Origin of the sequence: Planomonospora corallina (assembly GCF_042650625.1) — a bacterium.
GTDB classification, from domain to species: domain Bacteria; phylum Actinomycetota; class Actinomycetes; order Streptosporangiales; family Streptosporangiaceae; genus Planomonospora_B; species Planomonospora_B corallina.
In genome coordinates this window covers 17,989-40,822 of record NZ_JBHSBM010000027.1, presented here as the reverse complement: position 1 = coordinate 40,822, position 22,834 = coordinate 17,989, and the positions used below count along the sequence as shown (strand labels likewise).

The 22,834-nt window shown below is 74.3% G+C and carries 16 protein-coding genes; 10 read left to right on the top strand and 6 right to left on the bottom strand.

Annotation, left to right across the window (positions count from 1 at the left end):
- Positions 1-91: 91 nt before the first annotated feature.
- Entirely contained in the window at positions 92-820 is a 729-nt protein-coding gene (locus ACFOWE_RS23925) for a TetR family transcriptional regulator (protein WP_377291467.1), read from the bottom strand.
- A 188-nt stretch (positions 821-1,008) separates the two neighbouring features.
- Here ACFOWE_RS23925 and ACFOWE_RS23920 point away from each other — a divergent pair, with 188 nt between their 5' ends.
- The 3 genes from ACFOWE_RS23920 (at position 1,009) to ACFOWE_RS23910 (ending at position 6,589) form a co-directional block, all read left to right on the top strand.
- The gene (locus ACFOWE_RS23920) at positions 1,009-2,217 is read left to right on the top strand and encodes an acyl-CoA dehydrogenase family protein (protein WP_377291465.1); all 1,209 of its coding nucleotides are present in this window, start codon (positions 1,009-1,011) and stop codon (positions 2,215-2,217) included.
- Entirely contained in the window at positions 2,214-3,368 is a 1,155-nt protein-coding gene (locus ACFOWE_RS23915) for an acyl-CoA dehydrogenase family protein (RefSeq protein ID WP_377291463.1), read from the top strand. The genes ACFOWE_RS23920 and ACFOWE_RS23915 overlap by 4 nt, the downstream gene beginning before the upstream one ends.
- 260 nt (positions 3,369-3,628) lie before the next feature.
- Positions 3,629-6,589: a hybrid sensor histidine kinase/response regulator gene (locus ACFOWE_RS23910; protein ID WP_377291461.1), complete on the top strand. Its 2,961-nt coding sequence runs from the start codon at positions 3,629-3,631 to the stop codon at positions 6,587-6,589.
- A gap of 76 nt (positions 6,590-6,665) precedes the next feature.
- Here the strand turns inward: ACFOWE_RS23910 and ACFOWE_RS23905 are convergent, their stop codons facing one another.
- Positions 6,666-8,210, bottom strand: a complete 1,545-nt coding sequence (locus tag ACFOWE_RS23905) for a hypothetical protein (protein ID WP_377291459.1) — start codon at positions 8,208-8,210, stop codon at positions 6,666-6,668.
- A 286-nt stretch (positions 8,211-8,496) separates the two neighbouring features.
- On the opposite strand from ACFOWE_RS23905, the gene ACFOWE_RS23900 reads away from it, so the two are divergent.
- The 6 genes from ACFOWE_RS23900 (at position 8,497) to ACFOWE_RS23875 (ending at position 13,427) form a co-directional block, all read left to right on the top strand.
- Entirely contained in the window at positions 8,497-9,765 is a 1,269-nt protein-coding gene (locus ACFOWE_RS23900; RefSeq protein WP_377291457.1) for an ABC transporter ATP-binding protein, read from the top strand.
- On the top strand, positions 9,758-10,426 hold the full coding sequence (locus ACFOWE_RS23895) for an ABC transporter permease (protein ID WP_377291455.1): 669 nt from the start codon (positions 9,758-9,760) through the stop codon (positions 10,424-10,426). Before ACFOWE_RS23900 ends, ACFOWE_RS23895 begins: the two co-directional genes overlap by 8 nt.
- Entirely contained in the window at positions 10,423-11,091 is a 669-nt protein-coding gene (locus ACFOWE_RS23890) for an ABC transporter permease (protein ID WP_377291453.1), read from the top strand. Before ACFOWE_RS23895 ends, ACFOWE_RS23890 begins: the two co-directional genes overlap by 4 nt.
- Before the next feature lie 34 nt (positions 11,092-11,125).
- Positions 11,126-12,040 carry an ABC transporter substrate-binding protein gene (locus tag ACFOWE_RS23885; protein WP_377291451.1) on the top strand — a complete coding sequence of 305 codons (915 nt, stop codon included), beginning with the start codon at positions 11,126-11,128 and terminating at the stop codon, positions 12,038-12,040.
- 318 nt (positions 12,041-12,358) lie between these two features.
- On the top strand, positions 12,359-12,811 hold the full coding sequence (locus ACFOWE_RS23880; RefSeq protein ID WP_377291449.1) for a DoxX family protein: 453 nt from the start codon (positions 12,359-12,361) through the stop codon (positions 12,809-12,811).
- Between the two features lie 136 nt (positions 12,812-12,947).
- Entirely contained in the window at positions 12,948-13,427 is a 480-nt protein-coding gene (locus ACFOWE_RS23875; protein WP_377291447.1) for a flavin reductase family protein, read from the top strand.
- 147 nt (positions 13,428-13,574) lie between these two features.
- On the opposite strand, the gene ACFOWE_RS23870 is transcribed toward ACFOWE_RS23875, so the two are convergent.
- Positions 13,575-14,552: a helix-turn-helix transcriptional regulator gene (locus tag ACFOWE_RS23870; RefSeq protein WP_377291445.1), complete on the bottom strand. Its 978-nt coding sequence runs from the start codon at positions 14,550-14,552 to the stop codon at positions 13,575-13,577.
- Between the two features lie 90 nt (positions 14,553-14,642).
- Between ACFOWE_RS23870 and ACFOWE_RS23865 the strand changes: the two genes are divergently transcribed.
- A complete protein-coding gene (locus tag ACFOWE_RS23865; RefSeq protein WP_377291443.1) occupies positions 14,643-17,000 on the top strand; it encodes an excinuclease ABC subunit UvrA in 2,358 nt (785 codons plus the stop codon).
- Positions 17,001-17,026: 26 nt separating this feature from the next.
- Here ACFOWE_RS23865 and sppA read toward each other — a convergent pair whose 3' ends face one another.
- From sppA to ACFOWE_RS23850, 3 genes are all read right to left on the bottom strand, one after another.
- On the bottom strand, positions 17,027-18,724 hold the full coding sequence (sppA, locus tag ACFOWE_RS23860) for a signal peptide peptidase SppA (RefSeq protein ID WP_377291441.1): 1,698 nt from the start codon (positions 18,722-18,724) through the stop codon (positions 17,027-17,029).
- Between the two features lie 235 nt (positions 18,725-18,959).
- Positions 18,960-20,981: a S8 family peptidase gene (locus ACFOWE_RS23855; RefSeq protein ID WP_377291439.1), complete on the bottom strand. Its 2,022-nt coding sequence runs from the start codon at positions 20,979-20,981 to the stop codon at positions 18,960-18,962.
- A 182-nt stretch (positions 20,982-21,163) separates the two neighbouring features.
- Complete coding sequence (locus ACFOWE_RS23850) at positions 21,164-22,804, bottom strand: glycosyl hydrolase family 18 protein (RefSeq protein WP_377291437.1); 1,641 nt, start codon at positions 22,802-22,804, stop codon at positions 21,164-21,166.
- Positions 22,805-22,834: the final 30 nt, after the last annotated feature.

Genomic DNA, 22,834 nt, shown 5'->3' with positions numbered 1-22,834 from the left:
GGACGGGGGCGGGGGAGGCCGGCCCGCCGCGCGGGCACGCGCGGAATACAGAACATGGTTCCAGTCGATGCGCCTTCGACTGTAACCCGTTCTAGTTACCGGCGGAAGGCGCGGCCTGGAAATCGGAGAAGAGCCGGTCGGCGGCGATCTCGATGCGCCGCTGGATCTGCTCGTGGGTACGCCGGCCGCGGAGCATTTCGAGCAACTCGTGGACCCAGACGCTCGCCAGCGAGCCGGCGAGGGCGAACTGCTCCTCGGTCGGCTCTGCGGCGGAGCCCTGCGCGCCCGGCCCTCCGCCCGCCACGCGGATGAGCAGGTCCGCCATGCGGTCGCCGAACGGGGTCTCCACCTCCGTCATGATCAGCGAGCGGATGAGGGCGTCGGCGAGCTCGGGCTCGCGCATGAGCCCCCGGGTGGCCCGCATCAGCACGTCGACCGCGCGGCCGGCCGGGGTGGCGGCGGAGGGCGGGCGGCGCTCGATGCTGGTCTCCAGCAGCTCGATCTCCTCGCTCACGACGGCGACGACGAGATCCATCTTGGAGGGGAAGTAGCGGTAGAGCGTGCCGAGCGCGACGCCGGCGCGCTCGGCGACGGTGCGCATCTGCATGGCCTCGACGCCGCCCCGGGAGGCGAGCGCGGCGGCCGCCTGGACGATGCGCTTGCGCCGCTGGTGCTGACTTCTCGTGCGGACGTCGGTGGACGGTTCGCTCTGCACGCCGGATGCCCTCTCGGTCGTGGCGGGTCCGGCGATGCCCGGGGTGGAGGCGCCGGTGAGGCGCGGGGCCGGTGGCGCCTCGATGGTCGCATGCGGAGTACGCATGAGAACACGTTATCTGATTTCAGCCTTCTCCGAAGACTTACCGGCCGGTCACAAATGTCCCTGCTCCTTGCATGACATATATCTCACGACGGCTTTCTGTGCGATGTTGATCGAGGAGGATCTGGACACTTATTGGAATCTGTTCTAATTTCTGGTCGGGCGATTCGAGACCCTTCCGGGAGGCGCCGGTGGACTTCAACCTCGACGAGACACAGGAAGAGCTGCGCGCTCTGGCGGCGGGACTGCTCGACCGGGAGACCACCCCGGCCCGCCGCCAGGAGCACGAGCGGAGCGGCGCGCCGTACGACGAGGGGCTGTGGCGCTCCCTGGCCCGGGCCGGGCTGCTCGGCGCGGTCCTGCCCGAGGAGGCGGGCGGCGCCGGGCTCGGGCCGGTGGAGCTGGCCGTCGTCCTGCGTGAGATCGGCGCCCGCGTCGCCCCGGTCCCGGTCCAGCAGAGCCTCGTCGCCGCGATGGCCGTCGCCCGGTACGGCGACGCCGGGCAGCGCCGGGAGCTGGCCCCGCTGGCGGAGGGGGAGCTCGTGCTGAGCGCCGCGCCGCGGGGGCCCGGCGGCGCGCCCGGGCGCTCTCCGGCGGGGGAGCGGGCGGGGTCGTCCCGGGTGACGGCCCGGGAAGGAGGCGGCGGCTGGCTGCTCGACGGCCGGACCACCGCGGTGCCCTACGCCGCCCAGTCGGCGCGGGTCCTCGTGCCCGCCGAGACCGCGGGCGGCCCCGGGCTGTTCCTGGTCGAGCCCGCCCCGGCCGTGCTGCGGCCGGTGCCCCTGCCGTCCGGGGAGCCGGGGGCCGTGCTCGTGCTGGACGGCACGCCCGCACGGCCGGTCGGCGATCCCGGCGGCCCGGCCGGGGAGGAGGCCGTGCGAGGGCTCGGCAGGCTCGCGACCGCCGCCTCCGCGGCCGTCGTCTCCGGGGTGCTGGCCGGCGCCCTGGAACTGACCTGCGGCTACCTGCGCACCCGCAGGCAGTTCGGCCGGGCGCTGGCCGAGTTCCAGGCGGTGACCATGCAGATCGCCGACGTCTACATCGCCTCCCGGGCACTGGACGTGACCGTCAGATCGGCCGTCTGGCGGCTGGCGGGGCACCCCGGCGGGGGATCCGGCGCCTTTCCCGGGGCGATCCCCGGCGGCGGACCCGACGCCTTCCCCGGAGGGGAGACGGGCAGGGACGCGGCCGGGGAGGCCGACACCGACCTGGCGGTGGCGGCCTTCACCGCCGCCGGCCCGGCGCTCGAGGCCCTGTACGCCTGCCAGCACCTGCACGGCGGGATCGGCCTGGACGTGACCTACCCCCTCCACCGCCACTTCGCCTGGGGCCGGCACCACGCCCAGCTGCTGGGCGGCGCGGAGCTCCAGCTCGACACGATCGGAGCGCTGGCCGGATGATGATCGACCTGACCGCGGAGCAGAAGCGCCTCCGCGACGAGCTGCGCGAGTACTTCCGGGGCTGCCTGAGCGCCGAGGAGCGCGCGAAGATCGACGCCGACCCCTTCGGTCCCGCCTACATGGAGCACTGCCGGCGCCTCGGCCGCGACGGCAAGCTCGGCCTGGGCTGGCCGGAGGAGTACGGCGGCGGCGGGTACGGCCCGGTGGAGCAGCAGATCTTCGCCAACGAGATCGCGCACGCCGAGGTGCCCTACCCGCTCATCACCGTGCAGACCGTCGGCCCGACCATCATGAAGCACGGCACACCCGCCCAGAAGGAGTTCTTCCTCCCGCGTATCCTGGCCGGGGAGTGCCACTTCGCGGTCGGCTACAGCGAGCCGGAGGCGGGCACCGACCTGGCCGCGCTGCGCACCACGGCGGTCCTCGACGGCGACCACTACGTGGTGGACGGGCAGAAGGTCTTCACCTCCGGCGCCCACTACGCGCACTACATCTGGCTGGCCGCCCGGACCGACCCGGCGGCGAAGCGGCACCGCGGCATCACGATGATGATCGTGGACTGCTCCGACCCCGGCTACTCCTGGACGCCGATCATCACCATGGACGGCCGGCACCACACCAACGCCACCTACTACTCCGGCGTGCGCGTGCCGGTGGACATGGTGGTGGGCGAGGTGAACCGGGGCTGGGACCTGATCGTCGACCAGCTCAACCACGAGCGGGTCACGCTCGGCCCGGCGGGCAACCTCGGCCGCCTGCGCGACCGCTTCCTGCACTGGGCGCGCGGGGCCGGGCTCGACGGCGAGCCCCAGGTCCGCCGCGCGCTCGGCCTCCTCCACGTGCTGTTCCGCACCAACGAGCTGCTCAACTGGCAGGTCGCCTCCGCCATGGACCTCGGCTGGCTGGGCGCTCCGGACGCCTCCGCCACCAAGATCTACTCCTCGGAGGCCATGCAGGAGGCCGGCCGGATCCTCGGCGACGTCGTGGCCCGCTTCGGCGACCTGTCCGACCCGGAGACGGCCGAGTTCGCCGGGCGCCTCGACCGCCTGGCCAAGGGGGCGCTCGTGCTCACCTTCGGCGGCGGCGTCAACGAGGTGCAGCGCGAGCTGATCGCCATGCTCGGCCTCAACCTGCCGAGGCCGCCGCGGTGAGCGCGCCGACGGCCCCCGGTGACCCTCGGTAACCCCCGGGGGTCGCCGGTGCGGCCGCCGTCCCGACCGGCCGTGCGGCCGGGGACAGAGCGGAGGTCTCCGGGGTACATCCTCTCCATGAAAACGGATATATAGCCACAAACGGGTTGTGTGGCGATGGTGGAGAGGGGGACGAGACCATGGCGGCACCCGCGCCCCCACCCGCTGCCGGACCGCGGGCGCCCGGCTCCGGAGGGAGACGGCGCCGGCCCGGCTGGACGGTGGGCAGGCTGCTCGCCGTCGGCTACACGATCGCGTTCCTCGCGCTCGCCGTCATCGGGATCAGCTCCTACATGCGCATCGGCGCCCTCCAGGACGACGTGCGCGCGGTCCAGCACACCCAGCAGACCCTCGACCGGATCGGGTACCTGCGCAGCCTGGTCAAGGACGCGGAGCGCGGCCAGCGCGGCTACGTCATCACCGGGCAGGACCGCTACCTGGTGCCCTACCGGGAGGCGGTCACGGACATCGACGACGTGTACGCGACCCTGCGCCGGATGACCGGGGACGACCCCGCCCAGCAGGCGACCATGGACCGGCTCCGGCAGGCCCTCGACGCGAAGCTCGACGTGACCGCCGAGGGGATCCGCCTCCGCAGGGAGGAGGGCTTCGCCGCCGCCCGGGACCTCGTCCTGACCGCCCGGGGCCAGCAGAGCATGCTCCAGGTCCAGACCCTGCTGAGCCAGATGCGCGAGGAGGAGTTGCGGCTGCTGGCGCAGCGCGAGAGAGCCGGCGCCCGGAGCGCGACGGAGACCCGCAACCTCATCCTGTGGGGGTCGCTGCTGGCGGCCCTGCTGGTCGCCGCCGCCGCCTGGTGGACGACGCGCAAGCTGACCACCTCCGTGGACGAGGTGACGGCCGCCGCCAGACGCGTCGCGGCCGGCGACGTGAGCCGCCCCGCCCAGGTGCGCGAACCGCTGGAGATGGCACAGATGGCCGAGGCCGTCAACGGCTCGGTCCGGGTCATCGCCCAGGCGCGGGACGAGGCGCTCGCCGCCGCGGCGGCCAAGGCGTCGTTCCTGGCGACCATGAGCCACGAGATCCGCACCCCCATGAACGCCGTCATCGGCATGACGGATCTGCTGCTGGAGACCGGGCTCGACGACGACCAGCGCGAGCTCACCGAGACCGTGCGCAACAGCGGAGAGGCCCTGCTCGCCGTCATCAACGACATCCTGGACTACTCCAAGATCGAGGCCGGTCAGCTCGACCTCGACGACGAGCCGTTCGACGTGCGGGAATGCCTGGAGAGCACGCTCGGCCTGATGGCCCTCGCCGCCGAGGGCAAGGGGGTCGAACTGGTCGGGAACATCGCCCCAGACTGCCCCCGGATCCTCCGCGGCGACGTGACGCGCGTCCGGCAGGTGGTGGTGAACCTGCTCAGCAACGCCGTGAAGTTCACCGACCGGGGGGAGATCGTCCTCACCGCGGAGGGTGAGCGGCTCACCGGGCGCGAGGACGGCCCGGTCCGCCTCAAGGTGGCGGTCAGGGACACCGGGATCGGCATCCCGCCCGACCGCATGGACCGGCTCTTCCGCTCCTTCAGCCAGGTGGACTCCTCGACCACCCGGGTCTACGGGGGAACGGGCCTCGGCCTGGCGATCAGCAAACGGCTCGCCAGGGCCATGGGCGGAGACCTGGAGGTCGAGAGCGAGGTCGGCGTCGGCTCCACCTTCACCCTCACCGCGGTGCTGACCGGCTGCCCCCAGTACACGGAGCCCGAGCCGCCGTCCGTCGGCGTGGACCTCGCCGGGCGGTCGGCCCTGGTCGTGGACGACAACGCGACCAACCGGCACGTCCTGCGGCTCCAGCTCACCGGCTGGGGCATGGAGTGCACCGACGTCGGCTCACCGGGGGAGGCGGTGGAGCTGATCACCGCCGGCCGCGCCTACGACGTCGCCCTCCTCGACATGCACATGCCGGAGATGAACGGCGAGCAGCTGGCCGCGGCCCTGCGCGACCTGGAGGAGGGGCGGAACCTGCCGATGGTGCTGCTGACGAGCGTGCAGTGGCGTGCCAGGAGCGGGCCGCAGCAGCTGTTCGACGCCGTGCTCACCAAGCCCGCGCGCAGCACGGTGCTCCGGGAGAAGCTGGCCGGCGCGATAGCGCGCCGGCAGGCCGCGGAACCGGGGGCGGAGACGGCCGGTGAGCGGCGCGAGGAGACCGCGCCGGGCGCGGCGGACCGGCGCGGCGCGCTGGACGTGCTCCTCGCCGAGGACAACCCGGTCAACCAGAAGGTCGCGCAGCTCATGCTGCGCAGGCTCGGCCACCGCGTCGTGACGGTCGGCAACGGCGCCGAGGCGGTGGAGGCGGTGCGGCGGGCGTCCTACGACGTGATCCTCATGGACGTGCACATGCCGGAGATGGACGGGCTGGAGGCGACCCGGCGGATCCGGGCCGAGCAGTCCGACGCCCGGCCGTACATCGTGGCGCTGACGGCCAGCGTGCTCGGCGAGGACCAGGAGGCCTGCCGCACCGCGGGCATGGACGACTATCTGGCCAAGCCGGTGCGCGCGCACGAGCTGGGAGAGCTCCTCGAGCGGGTCCGGCCCGCGCGGCCCGCTCCGGCTCCGGCTCCGGGGGACGGTACGGCCGGGCAGCCCCAGGGGCCCCGCGTGGCGGAGCCGCCGGCCGTGCCGGTATCGGAGGGGGAGGAGCCCGTGGCGGTCGTGCCTGTACCGGAGGGCGCGGAGGAGGCCGTACCGGAAGGGTCGGAGGAGGCCGGAGGGGCGGGGACGGCGGAGCCCGCGGAAGGACCTGCGGAGGAGCCCTCGCAGGAGCCCGCGGCGCCGGGCCGGGAGAGCGCCATCAGGAGCCGCTTCGAGGAGCTGGCCGGGCCGGACGCGGGGGAGGACGACTGGGAGATGGTCGACTATCTCGCCACCTCCTTCGTCAGCAAGGCGCCCGGAGCCGTGGAGGAGCTGCAGGAGGCGGTCGGCCGCGGCGACGCCAAGGACGTGGAGAAGCAGGCGCACAGCCTCAAGGGCTCCGCCGTCAACATGGGCGCCGACACCCTGGCGGAGCTGTGCGCCCGGCTGGAGGCGCAGGGCAGGGCGGGACGGCTCTCCGACACCGAGGGCACGCTGCACGCGATCAGGGAGGAGCTCGACCTCGTCCGCCGCACGATCGAGGGCCTGCACTCCGAGATCGAGGAGCGGGCGCAGGCGGCGGCGGACCGGTAGCGCCGCCGCGGCCCGGCTCCACGGCCGTGGCGCGGGAGCCGCGGCGCGGACCGGCCACCGGGGAGCCGGGGCGGCCTCAGGGGGTGGTGATGGTCGGGACGGCGAAGAAGACGAGCATCGCGATCGCGACGCAGAGGATGAAGCCGACCAGCTCCCACGCCCAGTCGTGGAGGCGTTCGGCGCGCCGGGCCTGCTTGGGCTTGCGGCGGCTGCCGCGGGTGCGCTCCGGGCGGACGGACCCGGCACGTCCGGGGGCCCCGGTGGAGGCGGTGGAGGCCGCCTCCACGGGGGCCGGGTCCGTGAGGGCCGGGTCAGCGGAGGACGCGGTGGAGGCCGTGGAGAACGCCGTGGAGAACAGGGAGCCCTCGGCCGGCCCCAAGGACACGGGGAGCACGGGAGACGCGGCCGGGCCGCCCGGCGTCGCCGCCGGGTCCGCCGGGTCCGCTGTGCCACGGTCCGGTGCGGTGGTCCCGGCGGCCGCCTTGAACGGAGAGCGGGCGACCAGTTTGTCGGTGTAGGCCAGGGCCGCCCGGGCCTGCGGGGTCAGGGGACGGAACAGGTCCGTCCCACCGGGGAGGTCACCGCCGGCCGCCGGGGTGTCGAGCACGTCACCCGGGACCGGCGCGGACAGCGGCGTCCCGGGAGCCGCGGAGGCCGCCGGCTCCGTGGACTGCGCGGGCTCCTCGGACGTCCGGGGGAGCGGAGGCCCCGCGTGGCGGGGCCTCGGCCGCCGGAGGCGCGGACGGGACGGCGCCGGTGACGGGGCCGACGCCGCGTCGTCGAGGGCCGTCAGCACCGAGTCGCGGAGTCTGGGCATCGGCTCGGTGGTCGCCTCGTGGACGGAGACGGCGTCCGGGTCCGGCGGGAAGAACAGGCAGGTGCCGGTCAGCGCGTCCGGCTCGGCCAGGGGGAGCGGCCAGGCGGGAGCGGTCGGCCAGAGCCTCTTGAGCGGCAGGGCCTTCCCGGCCGGCGAGGCGCCCGCGCCGGCGGGAGCCGCACCCGCTGCCGGGGTGCTCGCCGTACCGACGCCGAGCAGGGTGGAGACGGCGCTCAGCACGGTGGCGCGCAGCGAGGCGGGCGGGACGGGCCACGGGGCGCGGGCCAGCACGTCGCGGATCGGGGCGCCCTCCAGTGTGGCGAAGACCTCGGCCAGGTGGGCCGGGGGCCGGGCCGAGGCCAGAGCGGGGCCCAGCGCCCGGGCGAAGGCGCGGCAGGCGCTCACCGTCAGCTCGTCGGCGGTGTCGGCGGCCACGTCGAGCACCCAGGACAGCTCGGAGGTGTCCATCCCGCACACGCCGGACAGGTACAGCACCTCGCGCTGGTGCGGCCGCAGGTCCCGCAGCACCCGCCCGATGAGGGCGGCGACGGGGTCGCCCTCGGGGATGATCGGGGCGTGGACGACGTCGCGCCGCTGGATCTCACGGCGGGCGAGCGCGTACAGCCCGGCCCGCGGGGGCAACCCGCCGGCCGCCGCGGACAGGACGGTCACGACGACGGCGGAGGCGGTGCCGGGGGAGCCGAGCTGGTCGTGGCAGTACGCGAACAGGCCGGCGGCATGGAGGTCGTAGAGCTCGGCGATCGACTCGGCACGCGATCGCTGACCGAGGAGCGGTTGGGTCACGGCGAGACCGGTTCCTGACGAGGTCGGGCGGGGGGTGTGGGGAGGCGGCACCTGTGACGGGGGTTACACGAGAGATGTCACTGCCCACGATATGGGCAATGATGCCCCCTCATCGAGGTTCTTCGCATTATCGGATACCTATTTGATGTCGAACGTGTACGAGTCCGATGAAACGGCAGGAGGGACCGGGACAGATCGGGAGGCGGACCGTAGTCTGGTCCGCGATGGATCACGGGGCGGGCGTGGCCGGGGGACCGTGACCGCACCGGGCGACCAGGGGTTGATCATGATCACGTTTGACGGCGTCACCAAGCGGTACGCCGACGGGACCGTCGCGGTGGACGGGCTCAGCCTGGAGGTCCCCACGGGGGAGATCACCGTCTTCGTGGGCCCGTCCGGCTGCGGGAAGACCACCTCGCTCCGCATGGTCAACCGGATGGTCGAGCCGACCGGGGGGCGGGTCCTGCTCGACGGCGTGGACGTGTCGGCGGTCGACCCGCCGGCCCTGCGGCGCGGCATCGGCTACGTCATCCAGCAGGCGGGCCTGTTCCCGCACCGCACGGTCGCCGAGAACGTGGCCACGGTGCCCCGCCTGCTCGGCTGGGACCGGCGCCGGGCCCGGGCGCGGGCCCTGGAACTGCTGGAGCGGGTCGGGCTGGAGACCGCGCTCGCCGACCGCTACCCCTTCCAGCTCTCCGGCGGCCAGCAGCAGCGCGTCGGCGTGGCCCGGGCGCTCGCCGCGGACCCGCCGGTGCTGCTGATGGACGAGCCGTTCAGCGCGGTGGACCCGGTCGTGCGGGCGAGCCTGCAGCAGGAGCTGCTCCGCCTCCAGGCCGAGCTGCGCAAGACGATCCTGTTCGTCACCCACGACATCGACGAGGCGATCACACTGGGCGACCGGGTGGCCGTGTTCCGGACCGGCGGGCGCCTGGCCCGGCTCGACGCCCCGGAGCGGCTGCTGGCCGAGCCCGCCGACGACTTCGTCCGCGGGTTCCTCGGCCGCGACCGGGGCATCCGCAGGCTCTCGTTCGTCCCGGGCGACACGGCGCGGCTCCGCACCGACCTGACCGTCCCGGTCACCGCCGACGTCGCGGCGGCGCGGGCCGTGCTCGAGGGCGCCGGGACCGGGGACGGGGACCGGGACCGGGACGCGGCCGGGGAGTGGCTGGTCCTGGTGGATCCGGACGGCCGGCCGCTGGGCTGGGTCGCCCCGCGCGCGCTGCCGGATACGGGCACGCTGGCCGAGGCGCGGCCGGAGCCGTACGGGACGTTCGTGCGGGGCCGGGACCCGCTGCGCGCCGTGCTGGACGCGGCGCTGCTGTCCCCCTCGGGGGGCGCGGTCGCGGTGGACGGCTCCGGCCGGGTCGAGGGCGTGGTGACCCGCCGGGCGCTGGACGCCGCGCTGGCACGGGCCGCGGCGGGCGCCGGCGCGGGTACGGCGGGCGGCGCGGGCGGCGCGGGCAGGGCGGACGCCTCCACCGGTACGGCGGGCGTCCCCGGCGGTGTGGACGCTCCCGGCACGGTCGCCGCCGCCGGGGAGGCCGCCGGTGGGTGAGGAGCCGCTGGTCCGCTGGGACTGGATCGGGCGCAACCGGGCCATGCTGGCGGACCTGCTCGCCGACAACGCGATCATGGCGCTGGTCCCGGTCGCCGCGGCGCTGCTGCTGGCGCTCCCGCTGGGGCTGGCCGGCACCCGCTGGCGCCGGCTCCACCAGCCGACGGTCGCCGTGCTGAACGTCGTCTACTCGCTGCCGTCGCTGGCGGTCTTCATCGTGCTGATCCCCCTCACCGGCCTGGCCACCCGGCTGACCGTCATGGTCCCGCTCACCTTCTACGCGATGGCCGTGCTGGTCCCCGCCGTGGTGGACGGACTGGCCTCGGTCCCCGACCACGTCCGCCAGTCCGCGGTGGCGATGGGCTTCCCCCCGCTCCGGCGGATGCTCGCGGTCGAGCTGCCGATCGCGGCGCCGGTCGTGCTCGCCGGGCTGCGGGTGGCGACGGTCTCCAGCGTCAGCCTGGTCAGCGTGGGCGCGCTGGTCGGCCGGGGCGGGCTCGGATATCTGTTCATCGACGGCTGGCAGCGGCAGTTCCCCACTCCGATCATCGTGGGCATCGCGCTGGTCGTGCTCCTGGCCGGGGCCGCCGACCTGCTGCTGGTCGGCGCGCAGCGGCTGCTGACCCCCTGGGCCAGGCCGAGGACGGAGGCGCCCGCGTGAACTGGCTGGCCGACTTCTTCGCGGACCCGGCCAACTGGTCCGGCCCGGACGGCATCCCGCTCCGGCTCGCCGAGCACCTGGAGTTCGCCGGGCTGGCGCTGCTGGTCGCGGCGGCGGTCGCGGTCCCGCTGGGGCTGTGGACCGGCCACACCGGAAGGGGCGCGGCGGCGGTGACGCTGGCCGCCGGCGCGGCCCGCGCCCTGCCGACGCTGGGCCTGCTCGTCCTCGTCGTGCTCCTGACCGGGGTGGGCACGCTCGCGCCGGTGCTGATCCCGCTGGTGGCGCTGGCCGTGCCGCCCATCCTGGTCAACACCTGCGAGGGGATCCGGGGGGCGGACCCCGACCTGCGCGACGCCGCCTACGGCATGGGCCTGCGCGGCCGCCAGGTCCTGTTCGGCGCACTGGTGCCGGTCGCGCTCCCGCTCGTCCTGCTCGGGCTGCGCACGGCCGCGATCCAGGTGGTGGCGACCGCGACCGTGGCGGCCTACGTGGGCCTGGGCGGGCTGGGCCGCTACGTGATCGACGGTCTGGCGACCCAGGACTATCCGCGCGCGATCGGGGGAGCCGTGCTGGTGGCGGGGCTCGCCCTGGCCGTGCAGGGGCTGTTCGCCCTGCTGTCGCGCGTCGCCGTCTCACCCGGGGTGAGCCGGCGGCACGCCCGATGACCCGATCTCCCCGTCTCAGAAGGGACCCCCACCTATGAAGCGCCTGCTCCGTACCGCGGCCATCGCCCTGGCCGCGGCTTTCACCCTCGGCGCGTGCGGGAGCGGTGACCCGCTCACCGCCGCCTCGCCCGCCCCCGCGGGATCCGGCTCCGCCCCCGCCGCGGGGAAGGTCGTCGTCGGCTCGGCGAACTTCCCGGAGAACGTGCTGCTCGCCGAGATCTACGCCCGGGCGCTGGAGGCGAAGGGCGTGCAGGTCGAGCGCAAGCTCAACATCGGCAGCCGCGAGGTCCTCTACGACCAGGTCAAGGGCGGCGGCCTGACCGTCCTGCCCGAGTACGCCGGCTCGCTGCTGGCCTACGTCGACAAGACGAGCACGGCCAGGACGAAGGAGGAGGTCGTCGCCGCGCTGAAGGAGAAGCTCCCGGCCGAGCTGGAGATCCTGGAGCCCGCCGCGGCCGAGGACAACAACTCCCTCACCGTCACCCGGGCCACCGCGGAGAAGGAGGGCCTGGCCACGATCGAGGACCTGGCGAAGGTCGCCAAGGGCTACGCGGTGGGCGGCCCGCCGGAGTTCCAGTCGCGTCAGGAGGAGAACTTCAAGAAGGTCTACGGCCTGGAGTTCAAGGAGTGGAAGAAGACCGGCGCGGCCACCGCAGACGCGATCAAGGACGGCACCGTCCAGGTCGGCAACGTCTTCACCACCGACCCCAAGATCGTGCTCAACGACCTGGTCGCGCTGGAGGACAACAAGGGCGCCTTCGCCGCCGAGAACGTCACCCCGCTGGTCAACAAGGCCGGTGTGGACGACACGGTGCGGAGCGCGCTGGACGCCGTCTCCGCCAAGCTCGACACCCCCGGCCTGCTCGAGATGATGAAGCGCGTCGCGGTCGACAAGGACGACGCCGCCGCGGTGGCCGAGGACTGGCTGACCCGGCAGGGCCTGTTGTGACCGGCTGAGCTCGGTTGAGACCGGCTGGGATCGGCCGGGACCCGGCGGGACGGCCGGGACGCGACCCGGAAGGGCCCCCGTGCCGGGGCCCTTCCGCCACCCCGCCCGGAGGGAGGCGGACGGGCATCTGATGGGCAGCCTTGCGCCGCGTATGGGTAAAGCGGTTGATCCGCCTGATTCTTCGGGGTACGGCAGGGACCGAAGCCCATCGTCCGTCATCGAGAAGCAGCCCGGGGAAACGGAAGACCCTTCTCCCACGCGACCCCGCCCAGGAGGACGGGACGGCAGACGGGTCCGCCGGGCAGCGAAGGAGGGGTCATGGTGCCCACCGTGATCCGCGATCTGGCACTCCTGATCGCCCGCCTGGGCATCGGCGTGGTGTTCGTCGCCCACGGCTGGCAGAAGGTCGGCGTCAACGGCCTCGCCGCCACGGCGGCCGCCTTCGACCAGATAGGGGTTCCCCTGCCGGTGCTCTCGGCCTGGTTCGCCGCGCTGGTGGAGCTCCTGGGCGGGATCGCGCTGATCATCGGTCTGGCCGTGCCGGTCGCCGGTGCGCTGCTGGCCGTCAACATGCTGGGGGCGTACCTGTTCGTGCACGCCGGAAAGGGCCTGTTCGTCGACACCGGCGGCGCCGAGCTGGTCATGGCCCTCGGCGCGGGGAGCCTGGCCCTGGCCGCGGCCGGCTCCGGCCGCTGCGGCCTGGACCACCTGCTCACGCCCCGGTTGCGCCGGGAGCACGGCCGGGAACGCCGTCGTGAGCGCGTCGGCTGACACCGGCGCACGGTGCCGTTCCAAGGGCCGTTCTGAGGGCCGTTCTGAGGGCCGTTCCGAGGGCCGCGCCGGGGAGCGGTGCCGGGCGCCGGCCCGCCGACGGCAGACCTTAGGGTGGCGGCGGGAGGCGGTGGTGATGAACGGGTTCGTGGAGGCGATGGGCCAGGTCGCCGGGGCGGTGAGCGTGGTGACCGTGCGGGACGAGCGTGACGACGTGGGCACGACCGTGAGCACCCTCACCTCGATCTCCCTCGACCCGCCGCTGGTCATGGTCAGCATGGCCAACCGCGGCTACCTCAACGAGCTGCTGCTGCGCCGCGACCGCTGGGCCGTCAGCGTGCTCTCCGTGGAGCAGAAGACGATCGCCAGCAGCTTCGCCGCCGCCGGCCGCCCCGGTGCCCGGCTCCTGCTCGCGGGCACCCCGCACCACCGGGGCCCGCTGAGCGAGGCCCTCGTCGTGGAGGGCGGCGTGACCGCGCTGGAGGCCGAGACGACGCAGGTCGTCCCGGCCGGCGACCACACCCTCTACATCGCCCGGGTCCTGGGCGTCGACTACGTGGACTCCTCGGCCTCCCCGCTCGTACGGCTCCGCGGCCGCTACCGCTCCGTCGGCTGAGCCCGCCGGCCCGGGTTCCTCGGCCGGGGCACGCGACGAGAACACGCCTTCCCTCCCCCGAGGCTCCTCCTACGGCGTGTCCGCCGTGCTCCTCCTCCGCGGCCCCCTTTACGGCGTGTCCGTCGCGTTCCTCCTCCGCGGCTCCTCCTACGGCGTGTCCACCGCGGGCCCGCGGCCGGTCGCGCGCAGGAGGCGGTGCGCGGCGCGGGCGAGATACTCGCCGAAGGCGTCGGGCCGGTCGACGGTGAACTCGAGGCCGGCGAGGACGAGGACGGTGGCGAGCCACTCGTAGGAGTCGACGTCGGCGATGTACCGGCACCTGCGGTCGTCCACGGGGTGGAGCGTCCCGTCGACGCGGTGGAGGCGGGCCGCGGCGTCGCGCGCGTCCGCGTGCAGGGTGAGCACGACCTGATGGGCGGCCGGACCCCGGAAACGGTCGCGGAGGTGGGCCGCCAGGTCGTCCGCCGGCAGGGCCCGCGGCCGGAAGACGTCATCGGTCGTGCGCGGGCCGTCGATGCGATCGAGCCGGAAGGCGCGCCAGTCGTGCCGGTCGAGGTCCCAGGCGAACAGGTACCAGCGTTTCCGCAGGCGCACCAGCCGGTGCGGTTCGACCGTGCGCCGCGACGGCCCCCGTTCACCCGCGTGGCCGAACACGACGCGGCGGTGCGCCGCGATGGCGGCGGCGAACTCGCCGAGGAGCGCCGGGCTCGGCTGGGGATGCCCGGTGGCGCCGATCTCGACGGCGGTGAGGATCTCGTCGGTCCGGCGGCGCAGCGGTGCGGGCAGGATGCGGCGCAGCTTGGCGGCGGCGCGCTCGGCGGCCTCGGTCGCGAAGTCCAGTCCGGCGCCGCCGGCGGCGGCGAGTTTGAGGCCGAGGACGGCGGCGATCGCCTCGTCGTCCTCGAGCATGAGCGGTGGCAGGGCGGCGCCGGCGACGAGACGGTAGTGGCCGCCCGGTCCGCGTGCGCTCTCCACCGGGTAGCCCAGGTCACGCAGGTGCTCGATGTCCCGGCGGAGCGTGCGCGGGGTCGCGTCCACGGCGGAGGCGAGTTCGCCGGCGGGCCACCGGCGGCCGGTCTGCAGCAGGGAGAGCAGCCGCAGCATGCGCTCCCTCGGCGGCGGCACGGCAGACCCCTTCCCCGGTCGTTCGCCGGTCGATCTCGGCCATCGGAGTTGTGGACATCATCTGTCCACAACCGATCGTAGCGTGGAGTCATGACGAGCACAGAAGTGTCTTCCGTGCGGGTCCCGGCCCCGGACCGGGAAGCGTGGATCACGGTCGAGGGCGCCCGGACCCACAACCTCCGCGACGTCTCGGTACGGGTGCCGAAACGCCGGCTCACCGTGTTCACCGGGGTGTCGGGGTCGGGCAAGTCGTCGCTGGTGTTCGACACGATCGCCGCCGAGGCACAGCGGCTGGTCAACGACTCCTATCCCGCGTTCGTCCGCAACCGGCTCCCGCAGCATCCGCAGGCGGACGTGGACCGGCTCGACGGGCTGATGTTCACCACGGTCGTGGACCAGCGCCGGTTCACCGGGAACGCGCGCTCGACCGTCGGGACGGCCAGTGACCTCGCCCCGCTGCTGCGGCTGCTGTTCTCCCGCGCCGGCAGGCCGTCGGCGGGGTTCACCCCGGCGTACTCGTTCAACGACCCGGAGGGCATGTGCCCGCGCTGCGAGGGGCTCGGCGTCGTGGACGACATCGACGTCGACCTCCTCCTCGACCGGTCGCGGAGCCTGCGCCAGGGCGCGATCCGGTTCCCCGCCTTCGCGCCCGGGACCTACCGCTGGAAGCGGCTCGTCCACGCCCGGGTCGCCGACCCGGACGTCCCGGTGTCCGCGCTCTCCCCGGCCGAGCTGGACACCCTGCTCCACGCCGAAGGACTGCGCCTGACGGACCCCGACCCCGAGTACCCGAAGTCCGGCGTCTTCGACGGCGTCGTTCCCCGCCTGCGCCGGTCCTACCTGCGCCGTACCCCGTCGCGGCTCACCGAGGACGAGCGGGACGCCCTCGCCCGGGTCGTGACACGGCGCGCCTGCCCCGGCTGCGCCGGGACACGCCTCAACGACCGGGCCCGCGCGAGCCTGATCGACGGCCGGTCGATCGCCGACTGGTGCGCCCTGCCGGTCGGCGAGCTGCGGCACGTCGCCGCAGCGGTGACCGACCCCGCGGTCGCCCCGCTCACCGCGGCCATCCGCGACCGGCTCGACGCGCTCGACGCGGTCGGCCTCGGCTACCTCAGCCTCGACCGCGACTCCGGCACCCTCTCCGGCGGTGAGGCCCAGCGCGTGAAGATCGTCCGGCACCTCGGCAGCGCGCTCAGCGACGTCTGCTACGTCTTCGACGAGCCCAGCGCGGGCCTCCACCCGCACGACGTGCACCGCCTGCTCGGCCTGCTCACCCGGCTCCGCGACGCGGCCAACACCGTCCTCGTCGTCGAGCACCACCCGGCCGTCATCGCCGCCGCCGACCACGTCGTCGACCTCGGGCCCGCGGCCGGGGCCGGGGGCGGCACCGTCCAGTTCGAAGGCGCCCCCGCCGGGCTGCGGAACACCGACACCGGGACGGGCCGGATGCTGCGCGACCCGATCCGGCTCCGCCGGCGTCCCCGGATCCCGCGCGGGTCGGTGACGGTCGCCCACGCGGACGCGCACAACCTGCGCGACGTCACCGTCGAGGTCCCCCTCGGCGTGCTCACCGCCGTGACCGGCGTCGCGGGGTCGGGCAAGAGCACCCTGTTCGCGCACGTGCTGCCACGGCAGCACCCGGACTTCGCCGTCATCGACCAGGCGCCCCTGCGCGGGGGCGCCAGATCGACGCCGGCCACCGTGCTCGGCGTCGCCGACCCGATCCGCGACGCCTTCAGCCGGGCCACCGGCCTGCACCCGTCGTGGTTCAGCGCCAACGCCCGCGGCGCGTGCCCGGTCTGCAGGGGCAGAGGAGTCATCACCACCGACCTCGCCTTCCTCGACGACGTGCGGACGACCTGCGACGCCTGCGGCGGCACCCGGTTCAACGCCACGGCACTGGCCGCGTCCCTGCGCGGCCGCACCGTCGCGGACGTCCTCGCCATGAGCCCCGCCGAGGCCGCGGAGCTCCTCGCCGACCAGCCCGGCATCACCCGCCGCCTGCGCTGGCTGGAGCGCGTGGGGCTCGGATACCTCTCGATCGGCCAGAGCCTCGACACCCTCTCCGGCGGAGAACGGCAACGCCTCCGCCTCGCGCGGCATCTCGGGGACGCCGGAGACACGGGCGGCGCCCACGACCGGCGGATCGTCCTCGACGAGCCCACCGCGGGCCTGCACGGAGCCGACGTCGACCGCCTCCTGGCCCTCTTCGACGACCTCGTCGGCGACGGCGCCACGATCATCGCGATCGAGCACGACCGGCGCGTCATCGCCGGGGCGGACCACGTCATAGACATCGGCCCGGGCGCCGGGCTGCGCGGCGGCGCCGTGGTGTTCCAGGGCCCTCCGCACGCGCTCGCCGACTGCGCCGCCTCGGTGACCGGCCGGTACCTCCGCGAGGCGGTCCGGGGCACCGGACGGCCCGCCGCCCTGCACGCCGGCTGACACGGCGTGCAGGGCGGCCCGGCGGGCTAGCGGATCCGCCAGGAGCCGGGGAGCATGAGCGGGCCGTACGCCGGCAGGCCGAGCTCGCCGGCGAGGGCCGCGAGTGGGCCCCACGCCTCCAGTCGGACCCGGGCGAGCGCGGCCGTCCGATCCTCGCTGGAGTCCGGCGGCGTCAGCCGCTCCAGGGGGTTGAGCCGGGGGTAGGAGCGCACCGGGGCGTCGGCCGCGAGCCCGGCCCTCTTGCGGGCGAGGGCGAGGGCGTCCTCCAGCCCGCCGAGCTCGTCCACCAGCCCGCTCGCGTGGGCGTCGGCGCCGGTCCAGACGCGTCCCCTGGCCAGCTCGTGGGCGCGATCGCGGGTCAGTCCCCGGCCCTGCGCGACCTTGCCCACGAAGTCGTCGTAGATCCGGTCCAGCCAGGCGTCGACCTTGGCCCACTGGGCCTCGGAGAAGCCGTGCGACGGCGAGAACATCGCCGCGTTGGCGCCCTCGCGCACGGTCTCGGAGGTCACCCCGATCCTGCCCAGCAGCTCGCCGATGACCGGCTTGCCGCCGAACACGCCGATGGAGCCGGTGAGCGTGCCCGGCTGCGCCATGATCACGTCGGCGGCCATGGAGACGAAGTAACCGCCGGAGGCCGCCACGTCGCCCATCGAGACGATGACCGGCTTGCCCGCCTGCCGGGTGAGCCCCACCTCGCGCCAGATCGCGTCGGAGGCGACGTAGGAGCCGCCGGGGCTGTCCACCCGGAAGACGACGGCCCTGACGTTGTCGTCGCGGCGGGCCGCGCGCAGGGCGGCGCAGACCGTGTCGGAGCCCATCGCGCCACCGCCCATCGGGCTGCGCCCGCTCCGGCCGAGCTTGATCGGGCCGCTGCCCTGCACCAGCGCCACGGCCTGCTCACCGGGGTGCGGCAGCTTCCTGGCGAGCGACCCCTTGTGGTACCGGGCGACGTAGAGCAGCAGGGCGTCCTCGCCGGCGGCCCGCCGTACCTCGTCGTAGACCTCGTCGCGGTAGGCCAGCCCGTCCACCAGGCCCGCGTCCACCGCCTCCGGCGCGGTGAACGGCCCGGCGTCGACGAGCTCGCGGACCTTCGCCGGGTCGAGCCGGCGCCCCTCGGAGACGCCCGCGACGATCTGCTCGGTGACCGACGCGGCGATGCGGGCCACCGACTCGCGGTGCGGCCCGGTCATGCCCTCCTGGGTGAACATGTTGGCGGCCGTCTTGTACTCGTGCCGCTGCCCGAGCTGGTACTCCACGCCGATCTTGTCGAGCGCGCCCCGTACGAAGCGCTGCTCCAGCGCGATGCCGGTCAGCCCCACGTCCCCGGAGGGCTGCAGGTAGATCCGGTCGAAGGCGCACGCCAGGTAGTAGGGGACGGTGCCCGCGCCGAACTCGCCGAACGTCTCGGCGAACACCGCCGCCTGTTTGCCCGCCTCGCGGAAGCGGAGCACCGCCTGGCGCAGCTCCTGCACCATCGCCAGCCCCAGGGGGTGCGCGCCGATCTTGACGATCAGTCCCTTGACCCGCTCGTCGCCGCGGGCGCGCTTCAGGCCGGACAGCACGTCGGACAGGCGCGCCCTGCGCATGGACAGGATCGCGCTCAGCGGATCGGTGGGTGGCCTGTCGATGAGGCCCTCGGTGAGGTCGAGCTCCAGCACCAGAGGGGCGGTCCGCCGCTGCCGGATCCGGTCGACGGCGTCGATGATCACCTTGGTCGCGTCCATGGAAATCACCCTAAGCGACGCGTTCCCGGATCACGCGCCCTCCTCGCCGGGCCGGGCGAGCGCCGTCGCGCCCCCGGCCCATCCGCCGGCCCGTCCGCCTGCGCCGCCCTCTCCGCCGGCCCGTCCGCCTGCGCCGCCTACGCTGCCCTCTCCGCCGGACCGGGTGAGCGCCGCCCCTCCGCCGGGCGCGGGGCGGCGCCGTCCACTGCGCTCACGAAGGGGCTCACGAAGGGACTCACGAGGGACGGCGGGTGTTGACGTGCTTGCGCAGGGCCGAGGCGGGGGCGGGTCCCGGCGAGCCCGCCAGGCGCCGCTTCTCGGCCGAGGCCAGCACGGCCTTGACCGTGCCCGCCTCACCGGCCCCGGCGGTGAGGTTGACCGCGCCGTGCGCCCAGTTCAGCCAGGCGGCCAGCAGCTCGCTCTCCAGCACGGCCCGCTCGGTCCGCTTGGCGGGCTTGAGGACCCGGTAGGCCGTGCCCAGTGTCGAGGCGCGGGTGACCTCGGAGAAGACCGTGCTGGCCTTGCCCGCCAGGCGCAGATAGCAGGCGAGCGTCCCGTCCGGCAGCCCGCCCCGGCCCCGGGTCATCTCGGTGGCCCACTGGGCGGCGGTCAGGGTCCGCCTCGCCGTGCCCCGGGTGCAGACCGCCGGGGCCGCGGCGGGCGCGGCGGTCACGGTCACCGTCACGGTCACCGTGGGCAGTGGGACCGGATCGGGGTCGGCCGGGGCGGGGGTGTCCTCCGGAGCGGGGGCCGGCTCGGGGCCCGCGCTCGGGTCGGGAGCCGGAGCGGAGGGATCGTCCGGCGCGGTGCCCTCTCCAGGGCCCTCTCCAGGGCCCTCTTCGGGGCCCGGGGCGGTGGTCTCGGGAGCGGGGGCGCCGCCGTTGACCGCCGCGTTCAGGTCGATCCGGGGCGTGCGCACCCCGCCGTAGGAGACCGGGCGGCCCGAGTCGCCGAGCCTGCGCAGGAGCGTGTCGGGGGCGTCGTCGGCGTCCTTCTGGGCCAGCAGCGCGAACGCGCCGGTGACGTGCGGGGTGGACATGGAGGTGCCGCTGTAGACCCGGGTGCCGCCGCCGGGCACGGCGGAGTCGATCTCGAGGCCGGGGGCGAACAGGTCGAGCAGGGGGCCGTGGTTGGACCAGTGGGGCACGTGGTCGTCGTCCCCGGTCGCGCCCACCGTCACCGCGCCGGAGAAGCAGCCGGGAGCGCCGGCGCCCGCGTAGCCCTCGTTCCCGGCCGCGGCGACGACGGCCACGCCCTTGGCGCGCAGGGCCTCCACCCGGTCCCGCATGGCCTGCAGTTCGGGTACGGCGTCGCACGCCCCGTCGGACATCCCGCCGCCGAGGCTGAGGTTGACCGCGACGAGGCCGGGGACGGTGTCCCTCAGCTCGGCCACGTGGTCGAGGGCGCGCAGGAGCGAGGACTCGTAGGCGGTCAGGCAGGCCGTCTCGCCCTCCCAGCAGTCGGTGGTCCGGCTGAAGACCTGGAGGGCGATGATGTCCGCGCCGGGGGCGACCGCGTGTGCGATGCCCGCGACGTGGGTGCCGTGGTCGCACAGGTTGGCGCCGTCGTGCACGCACGCGGGCGTCTCGGCGTCGGCGGAGACGTCCTCCGTCAGCCCGTTGGGGCACAGGGACTGCGACCCGTCGTCGGTGGAGGAGAAACACGCCTGCCGTACGACCTTGCCGCCCAGGGCGGGGTGGTCCGGGTCGATCCCGGTGTCGATGATCGCGATGGTCTGGCCCTCACCGGTGACCCCGGCGGCATGGGCCTTGTCCGCTCCGATCACCCGCAGGCCGGAGGCGAGGGACGCCAGGGCCGCGGGGGAGTAGGCGCGGTCCCGCCGCACGGACACCACCCGGGGGTCGGCGGCCAGCGCGGCCAGGGACTCGCCGGTGGCCTCGACCACGATGAACGAGGTCTCCGGCGCCTGGAGCACCACCTCGGTCTCCGGCAGCGTCCGTGCCTCACCCGCCACCGGGGCGGTCTCGGCGGGGGCGCTCACCTCGACGATGACGCGGGCCCCGTCGGCGTCGGCGGCGAGCCCCTCCTCCAGCTTCGGCTGCGGGGGCCGCGCACCGGTCTCCTCCGGCGCGGGGGTCCCGCCGGTCCCCGGCGCGGGCGACCCGGTCTCCTCCGGGGCGGGGGCGGCGGGGCTCCCGGTGGGCGCGGGTGGCACGGGCGCTTCCTCGGCGGACGCGGGCGCGGCCGGGGTCAGGGTGATCATGATCGCCAGGGCCACGGCGGCTCGGAATCGCACACGTCCTCCGGGGGGATGAAGCGGGCGATTCGGAGTCTAGGCAGCGGTTCCCGTGCGGTGAATACCCTTTCTCCGGTTTTGTGGATCTTCACAGTCGGCGTTCAGCGGGCGGCGGTCCGGCGGCCGGACATGGCTCGGCCCTCCGCGGCGTGACGCGCACGGAGGGCCGAGTGCCCGAAATATTACTTGAGTCCGTTGGCGATGGCGGTAATCAGCTCGCCGTTGGCCGTGTCACCGCTGGTCTCCCAGAAGAAGGCGCCGCCCAGGCCCTGCTCCTTGGCGTAGGTCATCTTGCCCTTGACGGTGCTCGGGGTGTCGTAGCTCCACCACTCGCCGTTGCAGAGGCCGTAGGCGGTGCCCGCCACGGTCTTGGTCGCCGGGCACCTGGTCTTGAGGACCTTGTAGTCCTCGATGCCCGCCTCGTAGGTGCCCTGGGCCGCGCCGGTGGCGGTGCCGCCCGGGGCCTCCTGGGTCACGCCGCTCCAGCCGCGGCCGTAGAAGCCGATGCCGAGCAGGAGCTTGCTCGCCGGGATGCCCTTGCTCTTCAGCTTCTGGATCGCCGCGTCGGAGTTGAACCCGGCCTGCGGGATGCCGCTGTAGGAGGTGAGCGGCGAGTGCGGCGCCGTCGGGCCCTTGGCGTTGAACGCGCCGAAGTAGTCGTAGGTCATCGGCATGAGCCAGTTCAGGTTCGAGATCGCGCCGGCGTAGTCGGTGGCGTCGATCTTGCCGCCGCTGGAGCCGTCGGCGGTGATCGCCGCGGTGACCAGGGCGTTGGAGCCGAACTTGGCGCGCAGGGCGGAGATCAGGTTCTTGAAGGCGTTCGGGCCGCTGGTGTCGCAGGTGAGGCCGCAGGCGTTGGGGTACTCCCAGTCGACGTCGATGCCGTCGAACACGTCGGCCCAGCGCGGGTCCTCGACCAGGTCGTAGCAGGACTGGGCGAACGCGGCGGGGTTGGCCGCGGCCTGGGTGAAGCCGCCGGACCAGGTCCAGCCGCCGAAGGACCAGATCACCTTGATGTGCGGGTAGGCCTTCTTCAGCTTGCGGAGCTGGTTGAAGTTGCCGCGCAGCGGCTGGTCCCAGGTGTCGGCCTTGCCGTCGACGCTGAGGTCGGCGGTGTAGGCGCGCTCGTAGTCGGCGTAGGCGTCGCCGATCGAGCACTTGCCGCCGGTGGTGTTGCCGAAGGCGTACAGGATGTGGGTCAGCTTCTCCGCCGAGCCGCTGGTGACCAGGTTCTTCACGTGGAAGTTGCGGCCGTAGACGCCCCAGTTGGTGAAGTAGCCGACGATCTTCTTGCCCGAGGGGTCGCTCGTCGGGGTCACGGTGGGGGTCACGGTGGGGGTGACCGTCGGGGTCGCGGTGGGGGTCGCGGTCGGCGTGGCGGTGGGGGTCACGGTGGGGGTGACCGTGGGCGTGGCCGTCGGGGTGGCGGTGCCGCCGCCGCACGGGGCGCCGTTGAGCTTGCAGTTGGCCAGGCTCTTCACCCCGCCGGGCGCGCCGACGAACCCGAAGCTCACCGACGCCCCCGCGGACAGGGAGCCGTTCCACGACTTGTTGACGAAGGTGTAGTGGTTGCCGCTCCTGGTCATGTCGGCGTCCCACGACGAGGAGATCGAGGTGCCGGAGGGGAGGTCGAACTCCACCTTCCAGGTGCTCAGGGCGGAGCTGCCCGCCTTGACGGTGACCTTGCCCTCGAAACCGGAGCCCCAGTCGGAGGTGGTCGCGTAGGCGGCGGTGGCCGGTGTGGCGGCGGAGGCGGTTCCGAGTCCCAGGGGAGCCAGCAGCGCGGCTGCCGCCACCAGAGAGCCGATGGTGATTCTTCGCAAGGATCGCTCCAGGTCAGAGAGTGACTAGCC

What these genes read in the sequence shown, in the direction of transcription:
- ACFOWE_RS23865 (WP_377291443.1), top strand. Translation starts at nt 14,643, where the DNA reads ATGACGAGCACAGAAGTGTCTTCCGTGCGGGTCCCGGCCCCGGACCGG.
- ACFOWE_RS23900 (WP_377291457.1), top strand. Translation starts at nt 8,497, where the DNA reads ATGATCACGTTTGACGGCGTCACCAAGCGGTACGCCGACGGGACCGTC.
- ACFOWE_RS23880 (WP_377291449.1), top strand. Translation starts at nt 12,359, where the DNA reads ATGGTGCCCACCGTGATCCGCGATCTGGCACTCCTGATCGCCCGCCTG.
- sppA (WP_377291441.1), bottom strand. Translation starts at nt 18,724, where the DNA reads ATGGACGCGACCAAGGTGATCATCGACGCCGTCGACCGGATCCGGCAG.
- ACFOWE_RS23885 (WP_377291451.1), top strand. Translation starts at nt 11,126, where the DNA reads ATGAAGCGCCTGCTCCGTACCGCGGCCATCGCCCTGGCCGCGGCTTTC.
- ACFOWE_RS23915 (WP_377291463.1), top strand. Translation starts at nt 2,214, where the DNA reads ATGATGATCGACCTGACCGCGGAGCAGAAGCGCCTCCGCGACGAGCTG.
- ACFOWE_RS23875 (WP_377291447.1), top strand. Translation starts at nt 12,948, where the DNA reads ATGAACGGGTTCGTGGAGGCGATGGGCCAGGTCGCCGGGGCGGTGAGC.
- ACFOWE_RS23925 (WP_377291467.1), bottom strand. Translation starts at nt 820, where the DNA reads ATGCGTACTCCGCATGCGACCATCGAGGCGCCACCGGCCCCGCGCCTC.